The 20691-nt window shown below is 69.5% G+C and carries 21 protein-coding genes and 1 pseudogene; 16 read left to right on the plus strand and 6 right to left on the minus strand.

Annotated elements, in window-relative coordinates; genetic code table 11:
• Positions 1–91: 91 nt before the first annotated feature.
• On the minus strand, positions 92–904 hold the full coding sequence (locus ABZ911_RS34240; RefSeq protein WP_358065618.1) for an alpha/beta hydrolase: 813 nt from the start codon (positions 902–904) through the stop codon (positions 92–94).
• Between the two features lie 173 nt (positions 905–1077).
• Between ABZ911_RS34240 and lpdA the strand changes: the two genes are divergently transcribed.
• The 6 genes from lpdA (at position 1078) to ABZ911_RS34270 (ending at position 6708) form a co-directional block, all read left to right on the plus strand.
• Positions 1078–2466 (plus strand): dihydrolipoyl dehydrogenase, encoded by a 1389-nt coding sequence (gene lpdA, locus ABZ911_RS34245; protein ID WP_358065832.1) that lies wholly within the window; start codon positions 1078–1080, stop codon positions 2464–2466.
• 148 nt (positions 2467–2614) lie between these two features.
• Positions 2615–4666, plus strand: a complete 2052-nt coding sequence (locus ABZ911_RS34250) for a tetratricopeptide repeat protein (protein ID WP_358065621.1) — start codon at positions 2615–2617, stop codon at positions 4664–4666.
• A 35-nt stretch (positions 4667–4701) separates the two neighbouring features.
• Positions 4702–5055 carry an MmcQ/YjbR family DNA-binding protein gene (locus tag ABZ911_RS34255; RefSeq protein ID WP_358065624.1) on the plus strand — a complete coding sequence of 118 codons (354 nt, stop codon included), beginning with the start codon at positions 4702–4704 and terminating at the stop codon, positions 5053–5055.
• Positions 5056–5077: 22 nt separating this feature from the next.
• Positions 5078–5956: a phosphotransferase gene (locus ABZ911_RS34260; protein ID WP_358065627.1), complete on the plus strand. Its 879-nt coding sequence runs from the start codon at positions 5078–5080 to the stop codon at positions 5954–5956.
• Between the two features lie 21 nt (positions 5957–5977).
• Positions 5978–6349 carry a hypothetical protein gene (locus ABZ911_RS34265; protein ID WP_358065630.1) on the plus strand — a complete coding sequence of 124 codons (372 nt, stop codon included), beginning with the start codon at positions 5978–5980 and terminating at the stop codon, positions 6347–6349.
• Between the two features lie 62 nt (positions 6350–6411).
• On the plus strand, positions 6412–6708 hold the full coding sequence (locus ABZ911_RS34270) for a hypothetical protein (protein WP_358065632.1): 297 nt from the start codon (positions 6412–6414) through the stop codon (positions 6706–6708).
• Here the strand turns inward: ABZ911_RS34270 and ABZ911_RS34275 are convergent.
• Both ABZ911_RS34275 and ABZ911_RS34280 read right to left on the minus strand, forming a co-directional pair.
• Entirely contained in the window at positions 6678–6971 is a 294-nt protein-coding gene (locus ABZ911_RS34275) for a barstar family protein (protein WP_358065635.1), read from the minus strand. The two genes, ABZ911_RS34270 and ABZ911_RS34275, sit on opposite strands and share 31 nt — an antisense overlap.
• The gene (locus ABZ911_RS34280) at positions 6968–7336 is read right to left on the minus strand and encodes a ribonuclease domain-containing protein (protein WP_358065638.1); all 369 of its coding nucleotides are present in this window, start codon (positions 7334–7336) and stop codon (positions 6968–6970) included. The genes ABZ911_RS34275 and ABZ911_RS34280 overlap by 4 nt, the downstream gene beginning before the upstream one ends.
• A gap of 66 nt (positions 7337–7402) precedes the next feature.
• Between ABZ911_RS34280 and ABZ911_RS34285 the strand changes: the two genes are divergently transcribed.
• The 5 genes and pseudogenes from ABZ911_RS34285 to ABZ911_RS34305 all read left to right on the plus strand — a co-directional run bounded on the left by ABZ911_RS34285 (position 7403) and on the right by ABZ911_RS34305 (position 11972).
• Positions 7403–8263 (plus strand): EamA family transporter, encoded by an 861-nt coding sequence (locus ABZ911_RS34285; protein ID WP_358065641.1) that lies wholly within the window; start codon positions 7403–7405, stop codon positions 8261–8263.
• Positions 8260–8883 (plus strand): GntR family transcriptional regulator, encoded by a 624-nt coding sequence (locus tag ABZ911_RS34290; protein WP_358065644.1) that lies wholly within the window; start codon positions 8260–8262, stop codon positions 8881–8883. The genes ABZ911_RS34285 and ABZ911_RS34290 overlap by 4 nt, the downstream gene beginning before the upstream one ends.
• 333 nt (positions 8884–9216) lie before the next feature.
• Positions 9217–10661 (plus strand): annotated as a pseudogene (locus tag ABZ911_RS34295) (sugar transferase).
• Between the two features lie 43 nt (positions 10662–10704).
• Positions 10705–11667: a dTDP-4-dehydrorhamnose reductase gene (gene rfbD, locus ABZ911_RS34300; protein ID WP_358065647.1), complete on the plus strand. Its 963-nt coding sequence runs from the start codon at positions 10705–10707 to the stop codon at positions 11665–11667.
• Positions 11664–11972 (plus strand): hypothetical protein, encoded by a 309-nt coding sequence (locus ABZ911_RS34305; RefSeq protein ID WP_358065650.1) that lies wholly within the window; start codon positions 11664–11666, stop codon positions 11970–11972. The genes rfbD and ABZ911_RS34305 overlap by 4 nt, the downstream gene beginning before the upstream one ends.
• Here ABZ911_RS34305 and ABZ911_RS34310 read toward each other — a convergent pair.
• Positions 11956–12444 carry a hypothetical protein gene (locus ABZ911_RS34310; protein WP_358065653.1) on the minus strand — a complete coding sequence of 163 codons (489 nt, stop codon included), beginning with the start codon at positions 12442–12444 and terminating at the stop codon, positions 11956–11958. The two genes, ABZ911_RS34305 and ABZ911_RS34310, sit on opposite strands and share 17 nt — an antisense overlap.
• Positions 12445–12618: 174 nt before the next feature.
• On the opposite strand from ABZ911_RS34310, the gene ABZ911_RS34315 reads away from it, so the two are divergent.
• From ABZ911_RS34315 to ABZ911_RS34325, 3 genes are all read left to right on the plus strand, one after another.
• A complete protein-coding gene (locus ABZ911_RS34315) occupies positions 12619–12969 on the plus strand; it encodes a hypothetical protein (RefSeq protein ID WP_358065656.1) in 351 nt (116 codons plus the stop codon).
• Positions 12970–12974: 5 nt separating this feature from the next.
• Positions 12975–13943, plus strand: a complete 969-nt coding sequence (gene rfbB / locus ABZ911_RS34320; RefSeq protein WP_358065659.1) for a dTDP-glucose 4,6-dehydratase — start codon at positions 12975–12977, stop codon at positions 13941–13943.
• 193 nt (positions 13944–14136) lie between these two features.
• A complete protein-coding gene (locus ABZ911_RS34325) occupies positions 14137–16458 on the plus strand; it encodes a PKD domain-containing protein (RefSeq protein WP_358065662.1) in 2322 nt (773 codons plus the stop codon).
• 1 nt (position 16459) lies between these two features.
• On the opposite strand, the gene ABZ911_RS34330 is transcribed toward ABZ911_RS34325, so the two are convergent.
• Positions 16460–18013 carry a Rieske 2Fe-2S domain-containing protein gene (locus ABZ911_RS34330; protein WP_358065665.1) on the minus strand — a complete coding sequence of 518 codons (1554 nt, stop codon included), beginning with the start codon at positions 18011–18013 and terminating at the stop codon, positions 16460–16462.
• Positions 18014–18243: 230 nt separating this feature from the next.
• Here ABZ911_RS34330 and ABZ911_RS34335 point away from each other — a divergent pair, with 230 nt between their 5' ends.
• Positions 18244–18948: an ATP-binding protein gene (locus ABZ911_RS34335; protein ID WP_358065668.1), complete on the plus strand. Its 705-nt coding sequence runs from the start codon at positions 18244–18246 to the stop codon at positions 18946–18948.
• The gene (locus tag ABZ911_RS34340) at positions 18929–19588 is read left to right on the plus strand and encodes a response regulator transcription factor (protein WP_358065671.1); all 660 of its coding nucleotides are present in this window, start codon (positions 18929–18931) and stop codon (positions 19586–19588) included. Before ABZ911_RS34335 ends, ABZ911_RS34340 begins: the two co-directional genes overlap by 20 nt.
• A 43-nt stretch (positions 19589–19631) precedes the next feature.
• On the opposite strand, the gene ABZ911_RS34345 is transcribed toward ABZ911_RS34340, so the two are convergent.
• Entirely contained in the window at positions 19632–20636 is a 1005-nt protein-coding gene (locus tag ABZ911_RS34345; protein ID WP_358065674.1) for an NAD-dependent epimerase/dehydratase family protein, read from the minus strand.
• Between the last annotated feature and the right edge of the window lie 55 nt (positions 20637–20691).

Genomic DNA, 20691 nt, shown 5'->3' on the forward strand with positions numbered 1-20691 from the left:
GTCAGAAGGGCGTCTAGGTCTGTCTTCACACACTGACCATGGACGCCCTTCGTCACGTCCGCAGTCGATCACCGAATTTCACATCAGCGATCTAGCGCGGGATCAGTGCCCGGATGTCGGCGAACAGGCGCTGGTGGGCGGCGGTGGCGTCGGGGTCGGTGCCCTGGATGAACCCGTGCGTGAGGCCGGGCTCGCGGCGGTGCCTGACCCGGACTCCGGCCTCGGCCAGGCGGCGGGCGTACGCGTCGCCCTCGTCCCGCAGCGCGTCGTGCTCGGCGGTCACCACCAGGGCGGTCGGCAGGCTGGACAGGTCGGCGTGGTGCAGCGGGCTCGCCGCGCGCCGCCGCGCCGGGTCCGGCAGCCACTGGGCGGCGTACCAGGCCAGCATGTCGGCGTCGAGCCCGAACCCCGCCCCCTTCTCGGTGACGCTCGGCTGGGACAGCGTGAGGTCAGTGTTAGGACATATCAGGATTTGTACGGCAGGCGGCGTGCAGCCCTCATCGCGCAGCCGCAGACACGCCATCGTGGCGAGGTACCCGCCCGAACTGTCCCCCGCCACGGCCACCGGCCGTGCCCACCGCAGCACCTCGACGGCGTCGTCGATCGCGGCTGGGTACGGATGCTCGGGCGCCAGCCGGTAGTCCACGGCCAGCACCTCGACGTCGCACTCCCGCGCGAGGCGGCGGCAGGTCCCGTCATGCGTCTCCAGATCGCAGTGCACCCACCCGCCGCCGTGCAGGAACACCACCAGCGGACGCGGCCGGTCGGCGGGCCGGTACCGGCGCAGCGGCAGCCCCGACGGACTGGTCAGGTCGCCGACGTACGGCAGGTCGGGGCCTTTCGGCCGGGCGCCGTTCCGCTCCCGCGCACTTTCCCGCAGCTCACTAGCGATATCTCGCGACATGTCGGCGAATGATAGATGCGCCCACCATATGCACGAGCCCAAATGGGGTAAAACGGTCCCGCCGTACTGGCGAGGGGCTCGGTGACGTGCGGAAATTCCTGAGGTGGTGGGTGGGTTGACGGTAGGGAGCCGGGTGCGGCTGAGTCAATCTATGGGACGGCGGTAGTGTCCGAATCATGAGCAACCACTTTGACGTTGTCGTACTCGGTGCGGGGCCCGGGGGCTATGTCGCGGCGATTCGGGCCGCGCAGCTGGGGCTGCGCACGGCGGTCATCGAGGAGAAGTACTGGGGCGGCGTCTGCCTGAACGTGGGCTGCATCCCCTCCAAGGCGCTGCTGCGCAACGCCGAGCTGGCGCACATCTTCACCAAGGAGGCCAAGACCTTCGGCATCAAGGTCGAGGGCACGGTCACCTTCGACTACGGCGAGGCGTTCAGGCGCAGCCGCAAGGTGGCCGACGGGCGCGTCAAGGGCGTGCACTTCCTGATGAAGAAGAACGGCATCACCGAGTTCAACGGCCGCGGCTCGTTCGTCGACGCGAACACGATCGAGGTCAACGGCGAGACGGTGACCTTCGGCCACTGCATCATCGCGGCGGGCGCGACCACGAAGCTGCTGCCGGGTACGGCGGTGTCGGACCGGGTCGTGACGTACGAGGAGCAGATCCTGTCGGAGGAGCTGCCGGGGAGCGTCGTCATCGCGGGCGCGGGCGCGATCGGCGTGGAGTTCGCGTACGTGCTGCACAACTACGGCGTCAAGGTGACGATCGTGGAGTTCCTCGACCGTGTGGTCCCGCTGGAGGACGAGGAGGTCTCGGCGGAGCTGGCCAAGCGCTACCGCAAGCTCGGCATCGAGGTGCTGACCTCGACCCGGGTGGAGTCGATCGACGAGTCCGGCCCGAAGGTGCGCGTCACCGTCTCCAAGGGCGGCGAGCAGCAGGTGATCGAGGCTGACAAGGTGCTGCAGGCGATCGGCTTCCAGCCGCGCGTCGAGGGGTACGGCCTGGAGAACACCGGGGTCAAGCTGACCGACCGCGGCGCGATCGACATCGACGGGCGCGGCCGGACGAACATCCCGAACATCTTCGCCATCGGCGACGTGACGGCCAAGCTGATGCTGGCGCACGCGGCCGAGTCGATGGGCATCATCGCCGCGGAGACCATCGCGGACGCCGAGACGATGGAGCTCGACTACGTGATGATCCCGCGGGCGACGTACTGCCAGCCGCAGATCGCCAGCTTCGGCTTCACCGAGGCGCAGGCGCGCGAGCTGGGCTACGACGTGAAGGTGGCGAAGTTCCCCTTCACCGCGAACGGCAAGTCGCACGGCCTGGGCGACAGCGGCGGGTTCGTGAAGATCCTCAGTGACGCGGCGCACGGCGAGCTGCTGGGTGCGCACATCATCGGTCCGGAGGCGACGGAGCTGCTGCCGGAGCTGACGCTGGCCCAGCAGTGGGATCTGACGGTGACCGAGGTGGCCCGCAACGTGCACGCCCACCCGACCCTGGGCGAGGCCGTCAAGGAGGCGGTCCACGGCCTGGCCGGTCACATGATCAACTTCTAGGCGAAGCGCGGGTCCAGGTGCTAGGCCGCCTGGACCCCGCCCAGGTGGCACTGAGAGAGCGCTCCCACAACCGGCATAGCCCGTTCCGCGCGGGACCCGCGAGGCTATGCTCGTCCGGAAGGGCTCCTCTCCCTCCAAGGAGGGCCGTATGGAAACGTCTCCCGGCTGGCGGCGCAACGGCAATCTCCCGGTCGAGCTCGCCTCCTTCGTGGGGCGAGATGATCAACTGCTCCGCCTCACCGAGATGCTGGCGACCTCGCGCGTGGTCACGGTGGTCGGCTCGGGAGGTGTCGGGAAGACGAGGATCGCGGTGAAGGCGGCGACCCGCGCCCGCGACCGGTTCCCCGACGGCGTCTGGATGGTCGACCTGTCCCAGGTGCGCGATCCGGAGCTGCTGCCGCACGCGCTGAGCGCCGCGATGGGGCTGCGGGACCGTTCCAGGCGCACCGAGATGGAGTTCCTGCTCGAGTATCTGCGCGACAAGAAGCTCCTGCTGCTGCTCGACACCTGCGAGCACCTGGTCGAGGCGTGCGGCGCGCTGGTCGAGGAGCTGATGGCCGGCCCGGGGCTGCAGATCCTGGCGACCAGTCGCCAGCCGCTCGGTCTCGACTTCGAGCAACGCATGCCGCTGCCGCCGCTGGACGAGGGCGACGCGGTGGAGCTCTTCCTCGACCGGGCCAGGCAGGTGCTGCCGGGCAGCGTGCCCGATCGGCAGGTGGTCTCGGAGATCGTTCAGCACCTCGACCGCATCCCGCTGGCGATCGAGCTGGCCGCGGGACGGCTGCCCGCGCTGTCGGCCGAGCAGATCCTGTCCCTGCTCAGCGACCGCTTCCGGCTGCTGCGCCGGGAAGCCGGGAGCACCGTGCCGAACCGCCACCACGCGCTGCGCACGGCCATGGGCTGGAGCCACGAGTTGTGCGAGCCGGTGGAGCGGCTGCTGTGGGCCAGGCTCACGGTGTTCGCGGGGGCGTTCGACCTGGCGGCGGCGAAGTACATCTGCGCCAGTGACGAGCTGCCGGAGGCGTCGGTGGTCGAGACGCTGCGCGGGCTGGTCGACAAGTCGATCCTCACCAGGCTGCCGGGCTCCGAGCGCTACCGGATGCTCGACACGATCAGGGCCTACGGCCGCGAGCGGCTGAAGGATCTCGACGAGACGAGCTGGCTGACGGCCCGCTACCGCGACTACTACCTCGACCTGGCCAAGCGGGCCGAGCGGAGCTGGTCACAGGGCTCGCGCCAGGTCTACTGGTACGACCAGATGATGCGCGAGCACTCGCACCTGCGCGCGGTCATGGAGCACTGCCTGTCCGACCAGGCGGGGATCGAGCTCGGTCTGGACCTGGCCGCCTCGCTCTGGTTCCTCTGGCACGGCTGCGGCCTGACCGGCGAGGGCGGGCACTTCCTCGACCGGGCGCTGAAGGCCAGCAGGCGGCCGAGCCGCGAGCGCTGCAGGGCGCTGTGGGTGCGCTCGTTCGTGGCATCCGCCCAGGGCGACATCGACGTGGCCGAGCTGAGCGCGAAGCGGTGCTTGGACGAGGCGGCGCTGATCGGTGACTCCGACGCCATGGTCTACGCGACCAAGATGACGGGCCTGTGCGCCTATCTGCGCGGCGACATGCCGAGGGCGATCGCCTATCTGGGCTCGGCGGTCAAGTCGTTCAGGGCCGAGCGCGGGCTCAACCCCGGCCTGCTGCCGGCGATCGTGGAGCTGGCGGTCTGCCTGGCCGCGCAGGGGGAGCCGGAGGACGCCGAGCAGCTCCTGCTGGAGTGCCTGCAGATGTGCGAGGAGAACGGCGAGCAGTGGCTGCGCTCCTACGCCTACTGGGCGCTGGCCGAGACCAACCGCGAGCTCGGGCGTTTCACCAAGGCGGTCGACGCGGCCCAGCAGGCGATGCGCATCAAGCGTGACTTCCATGACGTGATCGGCACGCTGCTCTGCAGTGAGCTGCTCGCGTGGCTGCACACCGACAACCCCTCGCCGGAGTCGGCGAAGGAGGCCGCGATCCTGCTGGGCGCCACCTCGGCGGCCTGGAAGCGGTTCGGGCTGCAACGCTGCTTCGGCTCGCCGGTCTTCATCGCGCACAGCGACACGGCCATGGCCAGGGCGAAAGCGCTGCTCGGCGAGCAGGTCTACCTGGAGATCGCCGAGAAGGGCGCCGCCTACGAGCTCGACGACGTCGTGGAGAGGGCGCTGGCCTAGCCGGATTGTCGGAGGGCTCTGGTTACATCGTCGTCATGGGTGTGAGCGTTGAGGAGTTCATGCGGATGGCGACGTCGCTGGCCGAGGTCGAGCTGACCGAGCACGCCAACCACACCAGGCTGGGGGTGCGCGGCAAGGGGTTCGGCTATCTGTGGGAGGAGACCCGGACGGCCGGGCTCAAGGCGACGATCGAGGAGCAGCTCGCGCTGGTGGCCGAGCGGCCTGAGGTGTTCGAGGTGGCCTTCACGGCGGGCCGTTTCGGCTGGGTGACGGTGTATCTCGACCGCATCGACCACGAGGAGCTGGACGAGATGGTGACCGAGGCCTGGTTCCTGACGGCGCCGAAACGGCTCACCGAGACTTCGCAAAACGGGATGCTTCGGGCGTGAATGCGGGTTAGGGTCTGGCGGCGTGACAGGTGACTACACAGAGGTGTTCGACCGGTTCGGGATCGCGCCGCAGGAGTCGATCTACCCCTTCTCGCCGGTGTTCCTGGGGGTGGTCGGCGGGCGGCGCGCGGTCGTGAAGCGCACGCACAACGCCGAGGCCATGGGCCGGTGGGTCCGCCGTCTGGAGGAGACCGGCTTCCCGGTGGTGACGCCGCTGGCCGGGCCGTACTCGATCGGGGGGTACGACTGGGTGGCCTACCCGTGGATCGATGGGCGGGGCTTCGACGGCGGTGCGGACGATCTGGCGGCGGCCGGTGAGTTGCTCGGCCGGATGCACGCCGACGCGGGCCCGGCGGAGGGGCTGAGCCCGTTCGAGTGGCCTGAGCCTGAGGCGGAGTTGATCGAGGAGGACATCGCGGGGCTGGCCAAGGTGCTTGACGAGCCGGTGGCGGCCAGGCTTGCCGCGCTGCTGCGGGACTTCCCGGCGAGCACGTTGCCCGCGATCCGCGACGCGGAGCTGCCGATGCGCGACGTCAGCATGGACTTCAAGGCGACCAACCTCGTCTACACCGAGGCCGGTCCGGTGCTGATCGACCCGGACAACGGTGACCGGGCGCCGCGGCTGCTGGACCTGGCGCTGGCCGTCCTGCTCTTCCACAACGACCTGGCCGAGCCGGGCAGGCTCTTCGACGAGCCGGAGTGGATCGTCTTCCGCGACGCCTATCTGAGCCGGGTGGAGCTGACGGCCGCCGAGCGGGAGCTGTGGCCCACGGCGCTGCTCTACATGCTGCTGGAGTGGGGGGTGTGGTCGATCGTCAGCGACGACTGGAACGATCCGGTGCAGGCGGCCTTCCTCACCGACCTGGCGGCGGTCGACACCGGCCGCTTCCCGCTGTCCTGAAGGTGATCTAGTCTCGGGGGTGTGGACAGCGAGAGCCGGGCGGCGGCCGGCCTGCTGGCGGCGTTGAGCCGGGCGGCGGCGAGGCTCGACGAGCTGCGCCATCCCTTCGTACGGCGCGAGCCGTTCTCCTATTTCGCTCCCTCGGGTGCCACGACGGGCGTGCACTTCGTGCTGCCCGACGGGCGCACGGTCCGGTTCGCGGTGTCGGTCGCGGTCTCCGAGAGCGCCTTCCACATCAGCGGGGAGGCGCTGGTGGAGGAGCGGTCGCTGGTCGAGCTGGCCGGGAAGACCACCGCCAGCGTGCACGAGGCGCTGGAACTCCTGGAGGACTACGTCGAGGAGGTCGTCTCGCCAGGCCGCAGACTGCTGCAGAGCCTCATCGAGGAGATATAGCAATCTCTGTCCAGATGGTGACAGCGTTCCTGGGCAGCCCCTTCGTTGGGAAGGGAGTGAACATGCTGCTCGGGGACCTGGCGGAGCTGCAGCTGGAGCTGATCGCGGACGCGGTGGTCGAGCGTGGTGAGGCGCTGGAGGCGTCGGTCCAGCTCGTCCGATTCGCGCCACTGGTGATGACGGCGGAGGTCGACGACGCCGCCGCGCACGTCGAGCTGTCGGTGATCGACGGCACCTTACGCTGGTTCTGCACCTGCGCCGAAGGGCGCGCGGGCGCGTTCTGCGCGCACTGCGTGGCCACCACGCTGGCCCGGCGCCGCCTGCTGGTTCAGTCGGCCTGCAGGCGGACCGACAGGTAGGCGCCGCCGCCCGTGCCGTCGGCCACCGCGTCGGCCAGCACGGTCGCGATCGCGTCGTAGGCGGTCGCGTCGGTGTCGCGCAGCGCGCCCGGCTTCGACCAGATCAGCACGTGCTCGCCGTCCGGCAGCCATGACAGGTCGGTCAGGCAGTCGTAGAGCGCGTCGAGGTTGTACCCGAAGTAGTCCGGGAACTTCAGCGCTGAGGCGATCGCCGCCATCACCTGGCGGGTGGTGCCGCCGTCGATGGTGTATTCGAACGTCATCTCTTCACGTCGACGGTGACGAAGGACCGGTAATGATCGCCGGTGTAGTAGAGCTCGGTGCCCTTGCCGGTCACCAGGCGCCTGGCCCCGCGATCACGCGAACCTGGGGTGGGCACTGTGTACTCCTTGTAGTAGCCGAGCTTCTGCTGGGGCAACAGCCGCTCGCGGTTCTGGAACGTTGTCCCGTCGCGCCGATAGGGGAACGGCCCGCCACGCTGGATGAGTTTCCACGTCTGCGCGGCCTCGGGCGGCAGCGCGGACAGCGCCTTGGTCGGCGGTGGAGCGAGCTGAGCGGGTAACGCGGCGGCGGTGCCGCCGACGAACGCGACGACCGCGAACAAGATCGCGGCAATCCTCCTGAACATCACCTGATGTGACGTACCCGGCACAGGACTGGACAAATCCTGTCTAGTTGTCAGACAATCGATGCTATGAAGCGCGGACCCCTCTCCGTCGTCGGCGCCTCCGTCCTCTGGGGTACGGCAGGCACCGCCGGCCTGCTCATCACCGCCGCCGACTCCGTCGCCGTGGCCGCCGCCCGCCTGGTGATCGGCGGCCTCGTCCTGGCGCTGCTGGCCGGCACGGGCCTGAGCAGGCTGCTCACCCCCAGGCTGCTGCTGGCCGCCGGCGCGGTCGCCGCGTACCAGCTCTGCTTCTTCGCCGCGGTCGGCCGTACGGGGGTGGCCATCGGGACGGTGGTCGCGATCGGCAGTGGCCCGGTCTTCGCCGGTCTGCTGTCGTGGCTGTTCGACGGGCGGCGGCCGACCCGCAGGTGGGCCGCGGCCACGGCGGCGGCGATCGTCGGCTGCGCCGCGCTGGTGGCCGGCGGCGGCGCGGACGCGGGCGGCGAACTGCTGTCCGGCATCCTGCTGGCCCTGCTCGGCGGCCTGCTGTACGCCTACTACGCGGTCACCGCGTCGTCGGCGATCAGCGGGGGCGCCTCCTCGAACGCGGTGATGGGCGTGCTGTTCGGCGGCGCGGCCGTCATCATGCTGCCCGTCCTGCTGTGGACCGGCGCGGGCTGGCTGGCCGAGCCCCGCGCCCTGCTCGCCGCCCTCTACCTCGGCATCGGCACCACCACCCTGTCCTACTTCCTGTACGGCAGGGGCCTGCGCACCACCCCCGTGGCCACGGCCGCCACCCTCGCCCTCGCCGAGCCCGCGGTCGCCGCCCTGCTCGGCTTCGCCGTCCTCGGCGAGCGTCTGGCCCCCGTCTCACTGGCGGGGCTCGCGCTGCTCGGGGTGAGCCTGGTCGCGGTCACCCTGCCCGAACGGGCAAAATCGCTGGTATGACGCTCTCCCTGCGGCCCGTGTCCGCCGTCGAGGCCCTGGCCGGCGCACTGCGGCAGCGGGTGCTGTCGGGCGAGGTCGAGCCCGGCACCTCGCTGCCGGAGCAGGAGATCGCCGCAGCCTACGGGGTGGCCAGGCCCACGGTGCGGGAGGCGCTGGCCGTACTCGTGCATGAGGGGTTGCTGCGGCGGGAGCGTAACCGCAGCGCGTATGTGCCCGAGGTGACCTTGGCGGATCTGGACGACCTGATGTTCGTGCGCAGGCCGCTGGAGGACCTGATGGCCACGTCGCTGGCGGGGCGGCGGGTCGAGCGGGCGGACGCGGCGCTGGACCGGATGGCCGCGCTGCCGGCCGAGGCTCCGTGGTCGCGGTCGGTGGCCGAGCACATGGACCTGCACCAGGCGCTGATCGACGCGGTCGGCAGCCCCAGGCTGGAACGCCTGTACTCGACGCTCGCCGCGGAGACCAGGCTCGGCCTGGTCCGGCTGCGCAGGGTGTACGAGGACCGGGACGTGCTGGTCGCCGAGCACCGCGACCTGCTCGACGCCATCGCCGCGGGACCGGCCGAGGCGGCCAGGGCGGCGGTAACGGCTCATCTCGCCCACTCCTGGGGTGCGGAGTGAACGCGAGAACCGCGACCGGTGAAAAAGAAATGATTTAATCCTTAATCTTGTCCTCCGGCTGTGCATAACTGCCGAATGACTTACGGTATTTTCGCGAATTGCCTGAGTCCAGCTGCTTGCTTACTGTCCGGCATTCGCATTCTTGCTCTATTTTGTCAACCCCATGTGATCAAGGCGAAGCGTCCGATTGTGGTCATCTCGCGATGTTCCCAGTCGAGGAATCGATCTTTAGCCTTTGGGGGGACCTCCCGCACCCGGTGCTCCTGGGAAACAGGTCGAGAGCGGGGCGGGAGGGCGTCCTGTAACTGCACAGGCGGAGTCACAGGGTGGCCGATAGGGGTAACGGTGGGGGAATCCGACGTGCTCGTCGAAACCGCGCCACGGCGTGCGTCGAGCTCCCGTGCGCGGTCGTACGCGCGGCTTCTCCCCGCTGGCGACGTGGCCTGCGCGCTGGCCGCCTTCGCGGTGGTGCTGGGGGTGAAACTGCTGCTCGGAGCCTATGTACCGCAGGCCGACCTGCTGATCGGCTTAGGGCTGATCGTCGCCTGGCCGGTCGGCATGCTGCTCAGCGGCGCCTATCGGGAACGAGCGCACGGCACCGGGAGCGAGGAGTTCAGGTCGGTATTCAATGCGGGTATCGGAGCAATGGCCATTGCGGCGATCGGCGCTTATGCGATACAGAGTGAAATCGCCCGCAGCCTCGTCCTGGCGATGCTGCCGCTGGCCCTTCTCCTGACGCTTCTCTTCCGCTTTCTCATGCGCAAGCGATTACATCGGCGCTGGGGGCGTGGGGAATTCCTGCGGCAGGTCGTCGCCGTGGGACATCGTGAATCGGTGCTCGACCTGGTCATGCAGTTCAGGCGGGAGCCATACCACGGAATGCAGGTAGTGGCGGCATGTTTACCGGGTGGGCTGATGAATCCGGATGTCGGTGGCATGCTCGGGACGTTCGATGACGTCGCCGTGGCGGTGCGGAAGGTGCAGGCTGATGCGGTCGCCATTCTGGCCTGTCCCGAGTTGGACGGGGGAAGGCTGCGCAGGCTCGCCTGGAGTCTGGAGCCGCAAGGGACCGGGCTCTTCGTGGCGCCTTCGCTGATGGATGTGGGGGGGCCGCGGATCAGCATCCGCCCGGTCGCGGGCATGCTGCTGCTGCACGTGGCGCATCCGGCGTTCGACGGGGGCAAGCGGCTCGTCAAGAGCGGGTTCGACCGCGTGCTGGCCGGGGTCGCGCTCCTCGTCCTGGCGGTTCCCCTGCTGATCCTGGTGGCCGTGATCCGGCTGACCAGCCCGGGGCCGCGCTGTTCTGGCAGACCCGGGTGGGCAGAGACGGCACAGAGTTCAAGGTCGCGAAATTTCGGACGATGGTGGTTGATGCGGAGCGGCTCAAGGGCATGCTCGCCGGCGCGAACGAGTTCGACGGCGTGCTCTTCAAGATGCGGAACGATCCACGGGTCACCAAGGTCGGCGCCTTCCTGCGCCGCTACTCCATCGACGAACTGCCGCAGCTGCTCAACGTGGTCCACGGCGAGATGTCGCTGGTCGGGCCGCGCCCCCCGCCCCCCGAAGAGGTCGCCAAGTACGGCGCCGACGTCCGCCGCAGGCTGGTGGTCAAGCCGGGGATGACCGGGCTCTGGCAGGTCAGCGGCAGGTCCGACCTGTCCTGGGAGGAGTCGGTCCGCCTCGACCTGCGGTACGTGGAGAACTGGTCGCTCGTCCTCGACCTGCAGATCCTGTGGAAGACCTGGTCGGTCGTGACCCGCGGAGAAGGAGCCTACTGACGGTGAAGCCACTCATGCCTTCCAAGCACCGGGACCGGTGGCCGTGCGCTGGCTGATCACCGGAGGGGCCGGAATGCTGGCCACGGACGTGGCGTACCGGCTGGCCGTCGCCAGGGAACCCGTGCTCGTCCTGGACCGGGCCGGGCTCGACCTGCTCGACGCGCGCGCGGTCCGCGACCTCGTCGGCGCCTACCGGCCGCGGGTGGTGGTCAACTGCGCCGCGTGGACGGCCGTGGACGCCGCCGAGGCGTGCGAGGAGGAGGCCCTCGCGATCAACGGGCACGCGGTGGGGACACTGGCCGACGCTTGTACGCGGGCGGGGGCCAGGCTGTTGCACCTGTCGACGGACTACGTCTTCGACGGGCGGGGGCGGGAGCCGTACCGGGAGGACGGGCCGACAGGGCCGTTGAACGCCTACGGGCGCACCAAGCGGGCGGGGGAGGTGGCCGCGCTGCGGGAGGGCCACTACGTGATCCGCTCGGCATGGCTGTACGGCGCGCACGGCCGCAACTTCGTCGCCACCATGGCCGGGCTGGCCGCCGGGCACGACACCGTCGACGTGGTCGACGACCAGCGCGGACAGCCCACCTGGACCGCCGACCTGGCCGGGCTGCTGGTCCGCCTCGGCCACTCGGACCTGCCCCCCGGCATCTACCACGGCACCAGCTCAGGCGAGACCACCTGGTACGGCTTCGCCCGCGAGATCTTCCGCCTGGTGGGCGCCGACCCCGGACGGGTGCGCCCGATCTCCAGCGCCGACTTCCCCTCGGCCGCCGCCCGCCCGGCCAACAGCGTGCTGGCGCACACCCGCTGCGAGCCGCTGCGGGACTGGCGCGAGGCGCTGCGCGCGGCCTGGCCGGTGCTCGGGCTGGAGGGGGGGCGTCAGTGCAGTCCGAGGCGCGCGGCATCGTCTACTTCAACCACAGCTTCGGCGGACCCTGCACCAGCCAGCACGCCCTGCGCGAGCCCTGCTACCGGGACGTCAGGGCGGCGGCGGCCAGGGTGAACCAGCAGATCCACCGGCTCGCCCCGGTGCTCAACACCCAGTCCTACGCCTTCGACTTCGGCAAGGGCCTGGAGACCATGCTGAAGGGCCGCGACGGCGTCTTCTACGTGTTCGCGATGATCGAGCGGGGGAACGAGCCCGGCAACCGGTCGCTGACCCTGCCGCCCGAGCTGGCCTCGGCGGGCGAGGTGGAGGTGCTCTTCGAGAACCGCGTCATCCCGGTCGAGCACGGGCGCTTCCCGACGACTTCGCGGCCGAGCACTCCTACCACATCTACAAGATCACCCCTTAGCGCACCGCGATGATCGACTTGATCAGGCCGCCCATGCGCTCGTACCCGATCCGGGAGGTGGGGAAGTAGTAGCGCATCTCGGTCACGCTGAGCAGTTCCACCTCCATCGCGTCGCGCAGTGCGTGCAGGCGGTCCCTGGGGGCGGTGTGCACCAGGGGCCAGTTGCTGATGATCAGGCGCCGGGTGGCCACCGGCAGGAACTGGAAGCCGGGGAAGAGCACGTGCGGCTCGATGGGGAAGTAGCGGTAGGGGACCTGCACCCAGTGGCGAGGGGACAGGGCGCGCACGTTGTCGGCGAAGCGCTCGCGGCGGATGTGGCCGCCGACGTGCTCGATCACCGCGTTGGAGTAGACCAGGTCGATCACCGACATCTCAGATATGTCGGGAAAAGTGGTGATGAGTCGTTCCCAGCGGCGGCGGGCCCGTGCGCCCACCGAGTTGGGCGCGTCCACGAACCGGTTGCGCAAAGCCTGCAGGGTGCCCATGCCTGTCCCTCCGAACGCGTGAACGCGTGGGTGGCGTCGAGCATGACCACAGCGCACCCAGGGGCTATATCGGCATATCGCGGGCAAGTGTTACGGAAGTGAGGCGGCGGTGCGCCCACCGGTGGCGGACCGATCCCTTGCGGTGAGTGCCCACAACTCGCGAGAATCGCGCCCATGCACGGCAACGCAGTGCCGGACTCCTACGTGTACGTCACCGAAGAGGGCGTGACCCGCCACTACGCCGACGGCAGCGTCGAGGCCCTCGCATGGGAGGACGTGGTCGAGGTCCGGGTCGTGGCCGGGGAGGAGACCGACGTGCTCTTCATCCTCCTCGACCGTGACGGGGAAGGCTGCGTGGTGCCGCGCTCGGCCACCGACGCCACATTTCTGGCCCGCCTGCGCTACCTGCCCGACTTCGACGTCGAGCAGCTGAACGTGGCCGCGGAGAGCGCCGACGACGGCGCGGTGGTGGTGTGGCGCAGCCCCGACCCGCCCTCAGCACTGCCCGACCTCGAGTACGACTAGGAGCTGTGAGAGTTCTCGTCGCCGGGGGAGCCGGCTTCATCGGGTCGCACTACGTCCGCACCCTGGTCTCCGGCGGCTACCCGGCCTTCGCGGGAGCCCGGGTCACCGTGCTGGACCGGCTGACCTACGCGGGCAACCTGGCCAACCTCGCCCCCGCCGCCGGGCGTTTCGACTTCGTGCGTGGCGACGTCTGCGATGCCGGGCTGCTGGCGCGGGTCGTTCCCGGGCACGACGTGGTGGTCAACTTCGCCGCCGAGTCGCACGTGGACCGCTCGATCGCGGACGCGGCCGGGTTCGTGCGCACCAACGTGGAGGGCGTGCAGGCGCTGATGCAGGCATGCTTGGACGCCGGGGTGCGCAGGGTCGTGCAGGTGTCGACGGACGAGGTGTACGGCTCGATCGAGGAGGGCGCCTGGGACGAGGGGGCGCCACTGGCGCCGCGGTCGCCGTACGCGGCCTCGAAGGCGGGGGGCGACCTGATCTGCCGCGCCTACGCGATCACCCACGGGCTGCCGGTCAGCATCACCCGGTGCGCCAACAACTACGGGCCCTACCAGCATGTCGAGAAGGTCGTCCCGCGCTTCGTGACGAACCTGGCGGAGGGGCGCGGCCTGCCGGTGTACGGCGACGGCGGCCACGTGCGCGAGTGGGTGCACGTGGCCGACCACTGCGCGGCGGTCCAGCTCGTCGCCGAACTCGGCGAACCCGGCGAGGTCTACCACGTCGGCGGTACGGCGGAGCTGACCACCCTCGACCTCGCCCGCCGGCTGCTCGCCCTGTTCGGCGCGGACGAGAACCTGATCGAGCACGTCGCCGACCGCAAGGGGCACGACCGCCGCTACCGCCTCGACGACTCCCGGCTGCGGGCCCTCGGCTACGCGCCCGAGGTGGGACTGGAGGAGGGCCTGGCGGCGACGGTCCGCTGGTATCTGGACAACCCGTCGTGGTGGAAGCCCGTCACGCAGCGGAGTTGATTCTCATCTGTTTTGGGGATGTGTGGCCGCGCTCCCACGAGGACAATGCCGCTCAAACTCAAAACTGACCTGCGTGCGCGCGGGGACCGGCAGGTCCAGTCCAAGGGGGAGGGCCATGCTCCCGAGCAGGTTGACAGCGGCTCTGGTGGCCACTGTCGTCACTTTGTCAGTTTCCGCGCACCCTGTCCAGGCGTTGGGAACCACGATCTTCGTGGACAAGCACCATCCGTCGTGCTCCGACAGCGGAGCCGGTAGCGCCGTCCAGCCGTACTGCTCGATCGTCAAGGCCGGGACGGCCGCGACGGCGGGGGCCACCGTGCTGGTCGCGGCGGGGACCTACAGCGGGATGGTCACCGTCGCCAACTCCGGGACGTCGACCGACCCGATCACGTTCACTCCCGCGCCGGGCGCGGGCGTGACCGTCACCGGCGGGGCCAACGGGTTCAAGCTGACCAACAGGAGCTATGTGGTCATCGACGGCTTCACCGTGACGAACACCACGAGCCACGGCTTCAACGTCTCCGGCGGCGCCTACGTCACGATCAGCGGTAACACCGTCACCTCCGCGGGGACGCCGACCAGCGGGCAGATCGGGGCCGGCATCAAGCTGTCGGGCACCACCGACTCGACGATCTCCGGCAATGTCACCGAGTACAACAGCGACCACGGCATCTACCTGGCCTCGGGCACCACCCGGGTGACGGTGGTGCGCAACAGCTCCAACCACAACGCCAGGGGCTACCAGCGCAACGCCAACGGCATCGACGTCATCGGCCCGGGCAACTCCGTCATCGACAACGTCACCCACGACAACGAGGACTCGGGCATCCAGTTCTACACGGGCGGCGACAACGGGCTGGCGGTCAACAACGTCGCCTACAACAACGGCGACCACGGCATCGACAACCTCAACGTGATCGGCGGCCGGATCATCGCCAACACGATCTACCGCAACTGCACGTCGGGGATCAACGTCGAAGGGTCGTCGGGCAGCTTCGTGGTGGCCAACAACGTCGCCTTCGACAACGCCGTCTACCCGGCCTACAACGGCATCTCCTGCGACCGGCGGGCGGGCAACATCGGCATCTGGGACTCGGCGCCGCCGAGCACGACCGTCAACCACAACCTGGTCTGGCTGACCACCACCGGCAAGCAGTACGTGTGGGCGGGCAGCACCTACAACACCCTGGCGGGCCTGCAGAACGCCAGCGGCCAGGAGTCCGCGGGCATCTACGGCGACCCGAAGGTCGTCTCGCCCGCCACCTGGGACCTGCAGCTCACCTCGACGTCCCCGGCGATCGACGCGGCCAACTCCAGCGCCAGCGGCGCGCGCTCCACCGACATCCTCGGCCGCCCGCGCGTCGACCACCCCGACAAGGCCAACAGCGGCTCCGGCACCCGGCTGTACGACGACAGGGGCGCCTACGAGTTCCAGACGGGCCCCCCGCCGCCCGCCCCGCCGAACGCGGCGCTGAGCGCGTCGCCCGCCGCCGGCGTGGTGCCCGTGGCCGTGACCGCGAACGCGTCGGCGTCCACCCCCGGCGACGCGCCGATCTCGACGTACACCTTCGACTTCGGTGACGGCACGATCGTGGGCCCGCAGGCCGGTTCGTCGGCGTCGCACACCTACACGACGGCCGGCTCCTACACGCTCACGGTGACCGTGACCGACCAGGACGGCCTGACCGACATCGCCGCGAAGACGATCTCCGCCCAGCCGTCCGGCACGCCGCCGACCGCGGCGGTGTCGCTGAACCAGTCGTCCGGCCCGGCGCCGCTCGCGGTGACGGCCGACGCCTCGGCGTCGACGCCCGGCAGCAGCCCGATCTCCACCTACGCCTTCGACTTCGGTGACGGCACGGTGGTGGGCCCGCAGGCGGGTTCGTCGGCGTCGCACAGCTACACGACGGCCGGTTCCTACACGCTCACCGTGACCGTGACCGACGGCGCCGGCGGCACCGACGACGTCACCGCGGGTGTCACCGTCACCGCGGGTGGCGGCGCCGAGCTGGTCGCCAACCCCGGCTTCGAGACCGGCACCACCGGCTGGAAGGTGACGCCGAGCGGCTCCACCACGCTGACCCGCGTCGCCGGCGGCCACAGCGGCGGCTACGCCGGTGAGGCGGTCAACGCCACCGGCGGCACGGTGAGCTGCACGCTCAACGACTCGCCGAACTGGGCGGCCACCACGCAGGCCGGTACGGTCACCGGCAGCGCCTGGGTGAAGGCCGCCGCGCCGGGACAGGCGATCAAGCTGAAGCTGACGGAGTACTCGGGCTCCTCCAGCCTCGGCTCGTCCTCCTCCACCCTGACGCTGGGCACCGAATGGCAGCGGATCTCCGTCTCCTACGCGGTGACCAGCCCGGGCTCGACGATCGACTTCATCCTCTACATCAGCTCCGCGCCGTCCGGCCAGTGCTTCCTGGCCGACGACCTGTCGCTGCTGCACACCCCGGGCTCGCCGCTGAAGGCGGTGACCAGGCAGCCGGGCAGCTCGGTGGGCGGCACCGGCTGAGTCAGATCTCCCGGGTGGCCAGCGGGGCTGAGCGGGCGTTCACGCACTCCCCGGTGGCCAGGTCGAAGGTGAAGTTGTGACCGAGGCAGTAGACCCGGCCGTTCTCGATCACCGCGCCGACCGACAGGTCCTCACCGGCGTGCGGGCAGTACCTGCCGATCTCGTAGCTGCGCCCGCCGTCGGTGACGGTGATCCGCTCGGCCTCGTCCCTGCCGGTCTCGTACTCCTCCACCGCCTGCAGCGCGGGCGCGTTGGCGTGCTTGAGCAGGCCGACCAGGTAGTCGTTGTAGACGTCGGGGTCGCGGTGCACCTGGAAGCGCATGGACAGCAGCAGGTCCTCCCAGGCCATCGCGCCGGCCAGAATGGGCTCCACCCAGCGGCCGGGAGCGGTGACGGTGTAGCCGGGGCGCTCGGTCACCGGCGGCCCGATGGCCAGCCCGTCGGCGTTCATCCGCACGTCCCAGACCCCGCCGTTCGGGCCGGTGATCTCGAAGCGGACCGTCATGTCGATCTGCTTGAGGAAATAGGAGCTGAGCGTGCCGAGCTGCTCGAAATGGGCGACGAAGCGCTGCGGGAAGTCGGGGCCGGGATCGGGGCAGGCCGCCCTGGTCTCCTCGATGACCCGCGCCCGGTCCTCGGCGTACCGCCGGAGGTACTCCTCGACCCCCTCGGTGAAGCTGAAGGCCGCCGAGACCGGGTCGCGCTCCACCTCGCCGGTCTCCAGATCCAGCCGGTCGCCCGGCCGGAAGGTCGCCCACGCCTGGTTGGGCAGGTGCTCGCGCAGCCAGCTCTCGGCCGCCTCCGGGTCGATGAACGCGCCGTGCTCGGGATCCAGCACCCAGTTGAGGTCGCGCAGCTCCGGATCGAGAAAGCACGGCGGCCCGGCGAACGGCACGGCCAGCTCCGGCGCGGTCGCCCGGACCAGCCGCTGTACGGCCCGCAACTTGGAGATCCGCTTGTCGGTGGCGATCCGCCGCTGCTCCTCCATCGGGTAGGAGTAGCGCATCGGATGCCAGGTGGCCGCCGACGCCTGCACGCCCATCACGTCGAGCCGCCCGCCCGCCAGGTGCTTGGCCCGGCGCGCCTGCGAGGCGGTGAGCCGGGCGTCGTTGCAGTTGAGCACGGACCTGCCGTCGGCCACGATAAGGAAGGCCGAATCGTGGCACATGGGCGACAACTCGGGGATCACCGTGATCCAGGAGTCGCCGCCGTCCAGCGGAAAGCGCTCCCATTGCTCAAGTTCGACAATTTTCCTGACTCCGGATTCAAGAATCCGGTCTGCGAACGCGGGCGACGGATATTTGGGAATTAGTACCGTAGTTTCGTCGCCGAGCTGCTCCAGAAACCAGGAGTCCATGTGGTCGAGGTGCTCGTGGGAGATCGCCACATAGGTGGCCCGGGTCAGGGGCTCCAGGTCAATGTGATCATTACGGGGGTACTGGAACCAGGACCCCATATAGCCCCCTGACGGGGTCATCCACGGGTCAAACAGCAAGGTGAACGCGGAGCTCTCGATGGCCAGGCCGGCATGGCCGAGGAAGGTAAGGGTCGCCATGGCCACCAATCCTGCGGACCACGGAAGCCCGGCGCATCGGCAGGAAGACGCATGACGCCCTACGTCATCAGATGGTTATCTGGCGAAATCATAGTTAGCCATGTGACGCGTGTGGTCAAGAGGGTATTTTTGATCCTTCGCACTTGGTCATCCATATGCGAAGATTCAGAAAGTCTCAGGGCATGGGCGAGGGGGGTTAGATGCCGAGTAGGGGTGGGGTCTCCCGAAGTATGAAGGTAGCCGCGCACTCTGGGGGGAGTGCGCGCGCGGTCGACGGCGGGTTGAGCAGGCGGCGACTGCGGCACGACATCTATCACGAGCTGGCCACGGTCATGATGCTCGCCTCGGCCATCGAGGCGGCCGACGACGTCGGCCAGGAGAGCAAGGCCAGGGTCCAGCAGCTCATCGGCGAGACGCGCTGGCTCGGCATGCTGGTGCGCCAGCTCGACGACGAGACGCTGGAGCCCGCGGGTCCCGGGCTGCCGATCGAGCTCGTCCGGGTCGACTCGCTGGTCGAGGAGATCGCGACCGCGCTGCAGCTCTCCACCTGGACGCAGGTCACCTGCGTGGGCGAGGCCGCCTACGCGCACGTGGACCGGCTGGCGCTGTGGCGGGCCGTACGGAACATGCTGGACAACGCGTGCCGGGCCGCCGGGTCCTCGGGCCGGGTTACCGCCCGAGTGTTCGTGGAGTCCGGTTGGAGCGTTGTAGAAATCGACGACGACGGCCCCGGATTCGGCAAGGGCGTGCGCAGGGGCCTGGCCTCGCTGGGGTTCGGCATCATCCATGACTTCGTCGCCGAGTACGGGGGGAGCATGGAGCTCAGGCAAGGAGAGCTCGGCGGCGCCTGCGTCCGCATTCAGTTACCTGCCGCCGCGGCACCCGACCACGGGGCGGAATGGGAGCCGGAGACCGATGAGGTTTCTCATCTGTGATGATCACAAGGTTTTCGCCGACTCCCTGGCGCTGCTGATCGAACGCTCCGGCTGGCAGGTCGTGGGCATCGCCGCCGATCCAGGCCATGCCGCCGGCCTGCTGTCCGAGGGCGGGGTCGACGTCTGTCTCATGGACCTCAGCTTCCCCTCGGGCTCGGCGCTGGATCGCCTGCCGGAGCTGTGCGAGCAGTCGCCGGGGACCAAGTTCGTGGTCCTCACCGGCTTCGCCGACGCCGCCACGCTCGACGCGGTGATGGCCGCGGGCGCCCACGGGGTCGCGCACAAGGGCAACGAGGTCTCCGACCTGCTCGACCTGCTGCGTACCGTCATCGCCGGCGGCAAGGTGGTGCAGCCGGCGCTGCTGTCGATGTCGGCGCACCGGGCGCCGTCGTCGCAGTCCACCGCGAGGCGGCTGGCCTCGTTCCTGACCTCGCGGGAGCGTGAGGTGCTGTGCTCGCTGGTGCGCGGGGCGAACGTCGTCTCGCTCGCCAAGGAACTGGGCGTCGCCAGGAGCACCGCGCGCAGCCACGTGCAGAGCGTGCTGACCAAGCTGGGCGTGCACTCGCAGCGCGAAGCGGTCATCGTCGCGGCCAGGCACGGCCTGGTCAGCGTCGACACAGGTGAGTGGCTGGCGGACTGACGACGCTGATCGCCGGTGACGTCCCCGGCGATCAGCGGGCCTGTCAGACGAACGCGGGCTGCAGCACCATCGTGTTGAACCCGTTGTTGACGTAAGGGCCGCGATGCAGCAGACCCGAACCGAGCGCCATGGCCATCTCGTGGATTCCCCCCACGACCGTGCGCGACGGCTCGAACCCGACGCCCTTGTGCAGCCTGTCGAAGCTCACCCGGTAGTCCCGCGGGTCCGGCCCACCCGCGATGGTGTCGACGTCGACGCCCTGGTAGTAGCTCCGGATGAACTCGGCGATGTCCTTCGTCTGGTGGTTCTCCGAGCCCACGTTGAACACCTGCTGCGCGATGCGCTCCTTGGGCGCGGACAGCACCGCCGAGATCGCGCCGGCCGCGTCGGCCACGTGCAGGTACGGCCGCCAGGACTCGGGCCCGAAGACCGTCAACCGCCCCGTCGTCTGCCCCAGCAGGGTGAACTTGTTGACGACCAGGTCGAAACGCATCCGCGGAGCCAGCCCGAAGAGCGTCGAGAGCCGCAGGACGGTCACCGACGTGGACGAGCCACGAGCCTCCTCCAGGAGTGCCTGCTCTGCCTGGATCTTCGTTTCGGCGTACAGCGACTGAGGATTGAGCGGCGAGTCCTCGGTGGCGACGAAGTCGCCGGGCTGCTTGCCGTACACGCTGCAGGTCGACATGAAGACGAAGCGGTCGGCCTTCGCCCGCTGCGCGGCTCGGTAGGCCGTCAGCGCGGCGTCCAGGTTCACGGCGGAGGCCACCTCGGGCTCCTCCGCGCATGCCGGGTCGCCGACGATCGCCGCGAGGTGCACGACGGAGTCGACGCCCTCCGTCGCGGACTTCACGTCGTCTGTGGAGCACACATCGCCTATGACCGGCTCGAATCTGGCATTGGGATAGAGGGCGAGAAAGCCGCCGCCGCCGAAGCGGAGGTTGTCCAGCCCCCGAACCGTGTGCCCCTCGCTGAGCAGCTGTGTTGCCACGACAGCGCCCAAGTATCCCGCCGCGCCGGTTACCAAGGTGGTCAAGCGCGCCCTCCCCACATCTGTCCCCCAACCTCTGCGTTAGGTGTCGCGTTCCAAAGGAACCCACCCGAGG

The organism is Nonomuraea sp. NPDC046570 (assembly GCF_040645915.1).
In the GTDB taxonomy this organism is placed as follows: Bacteria; Actinomycetota; Actinomycetes; order Streptosporangiales; family Streptosporangiaceae; genus Nonomuraea.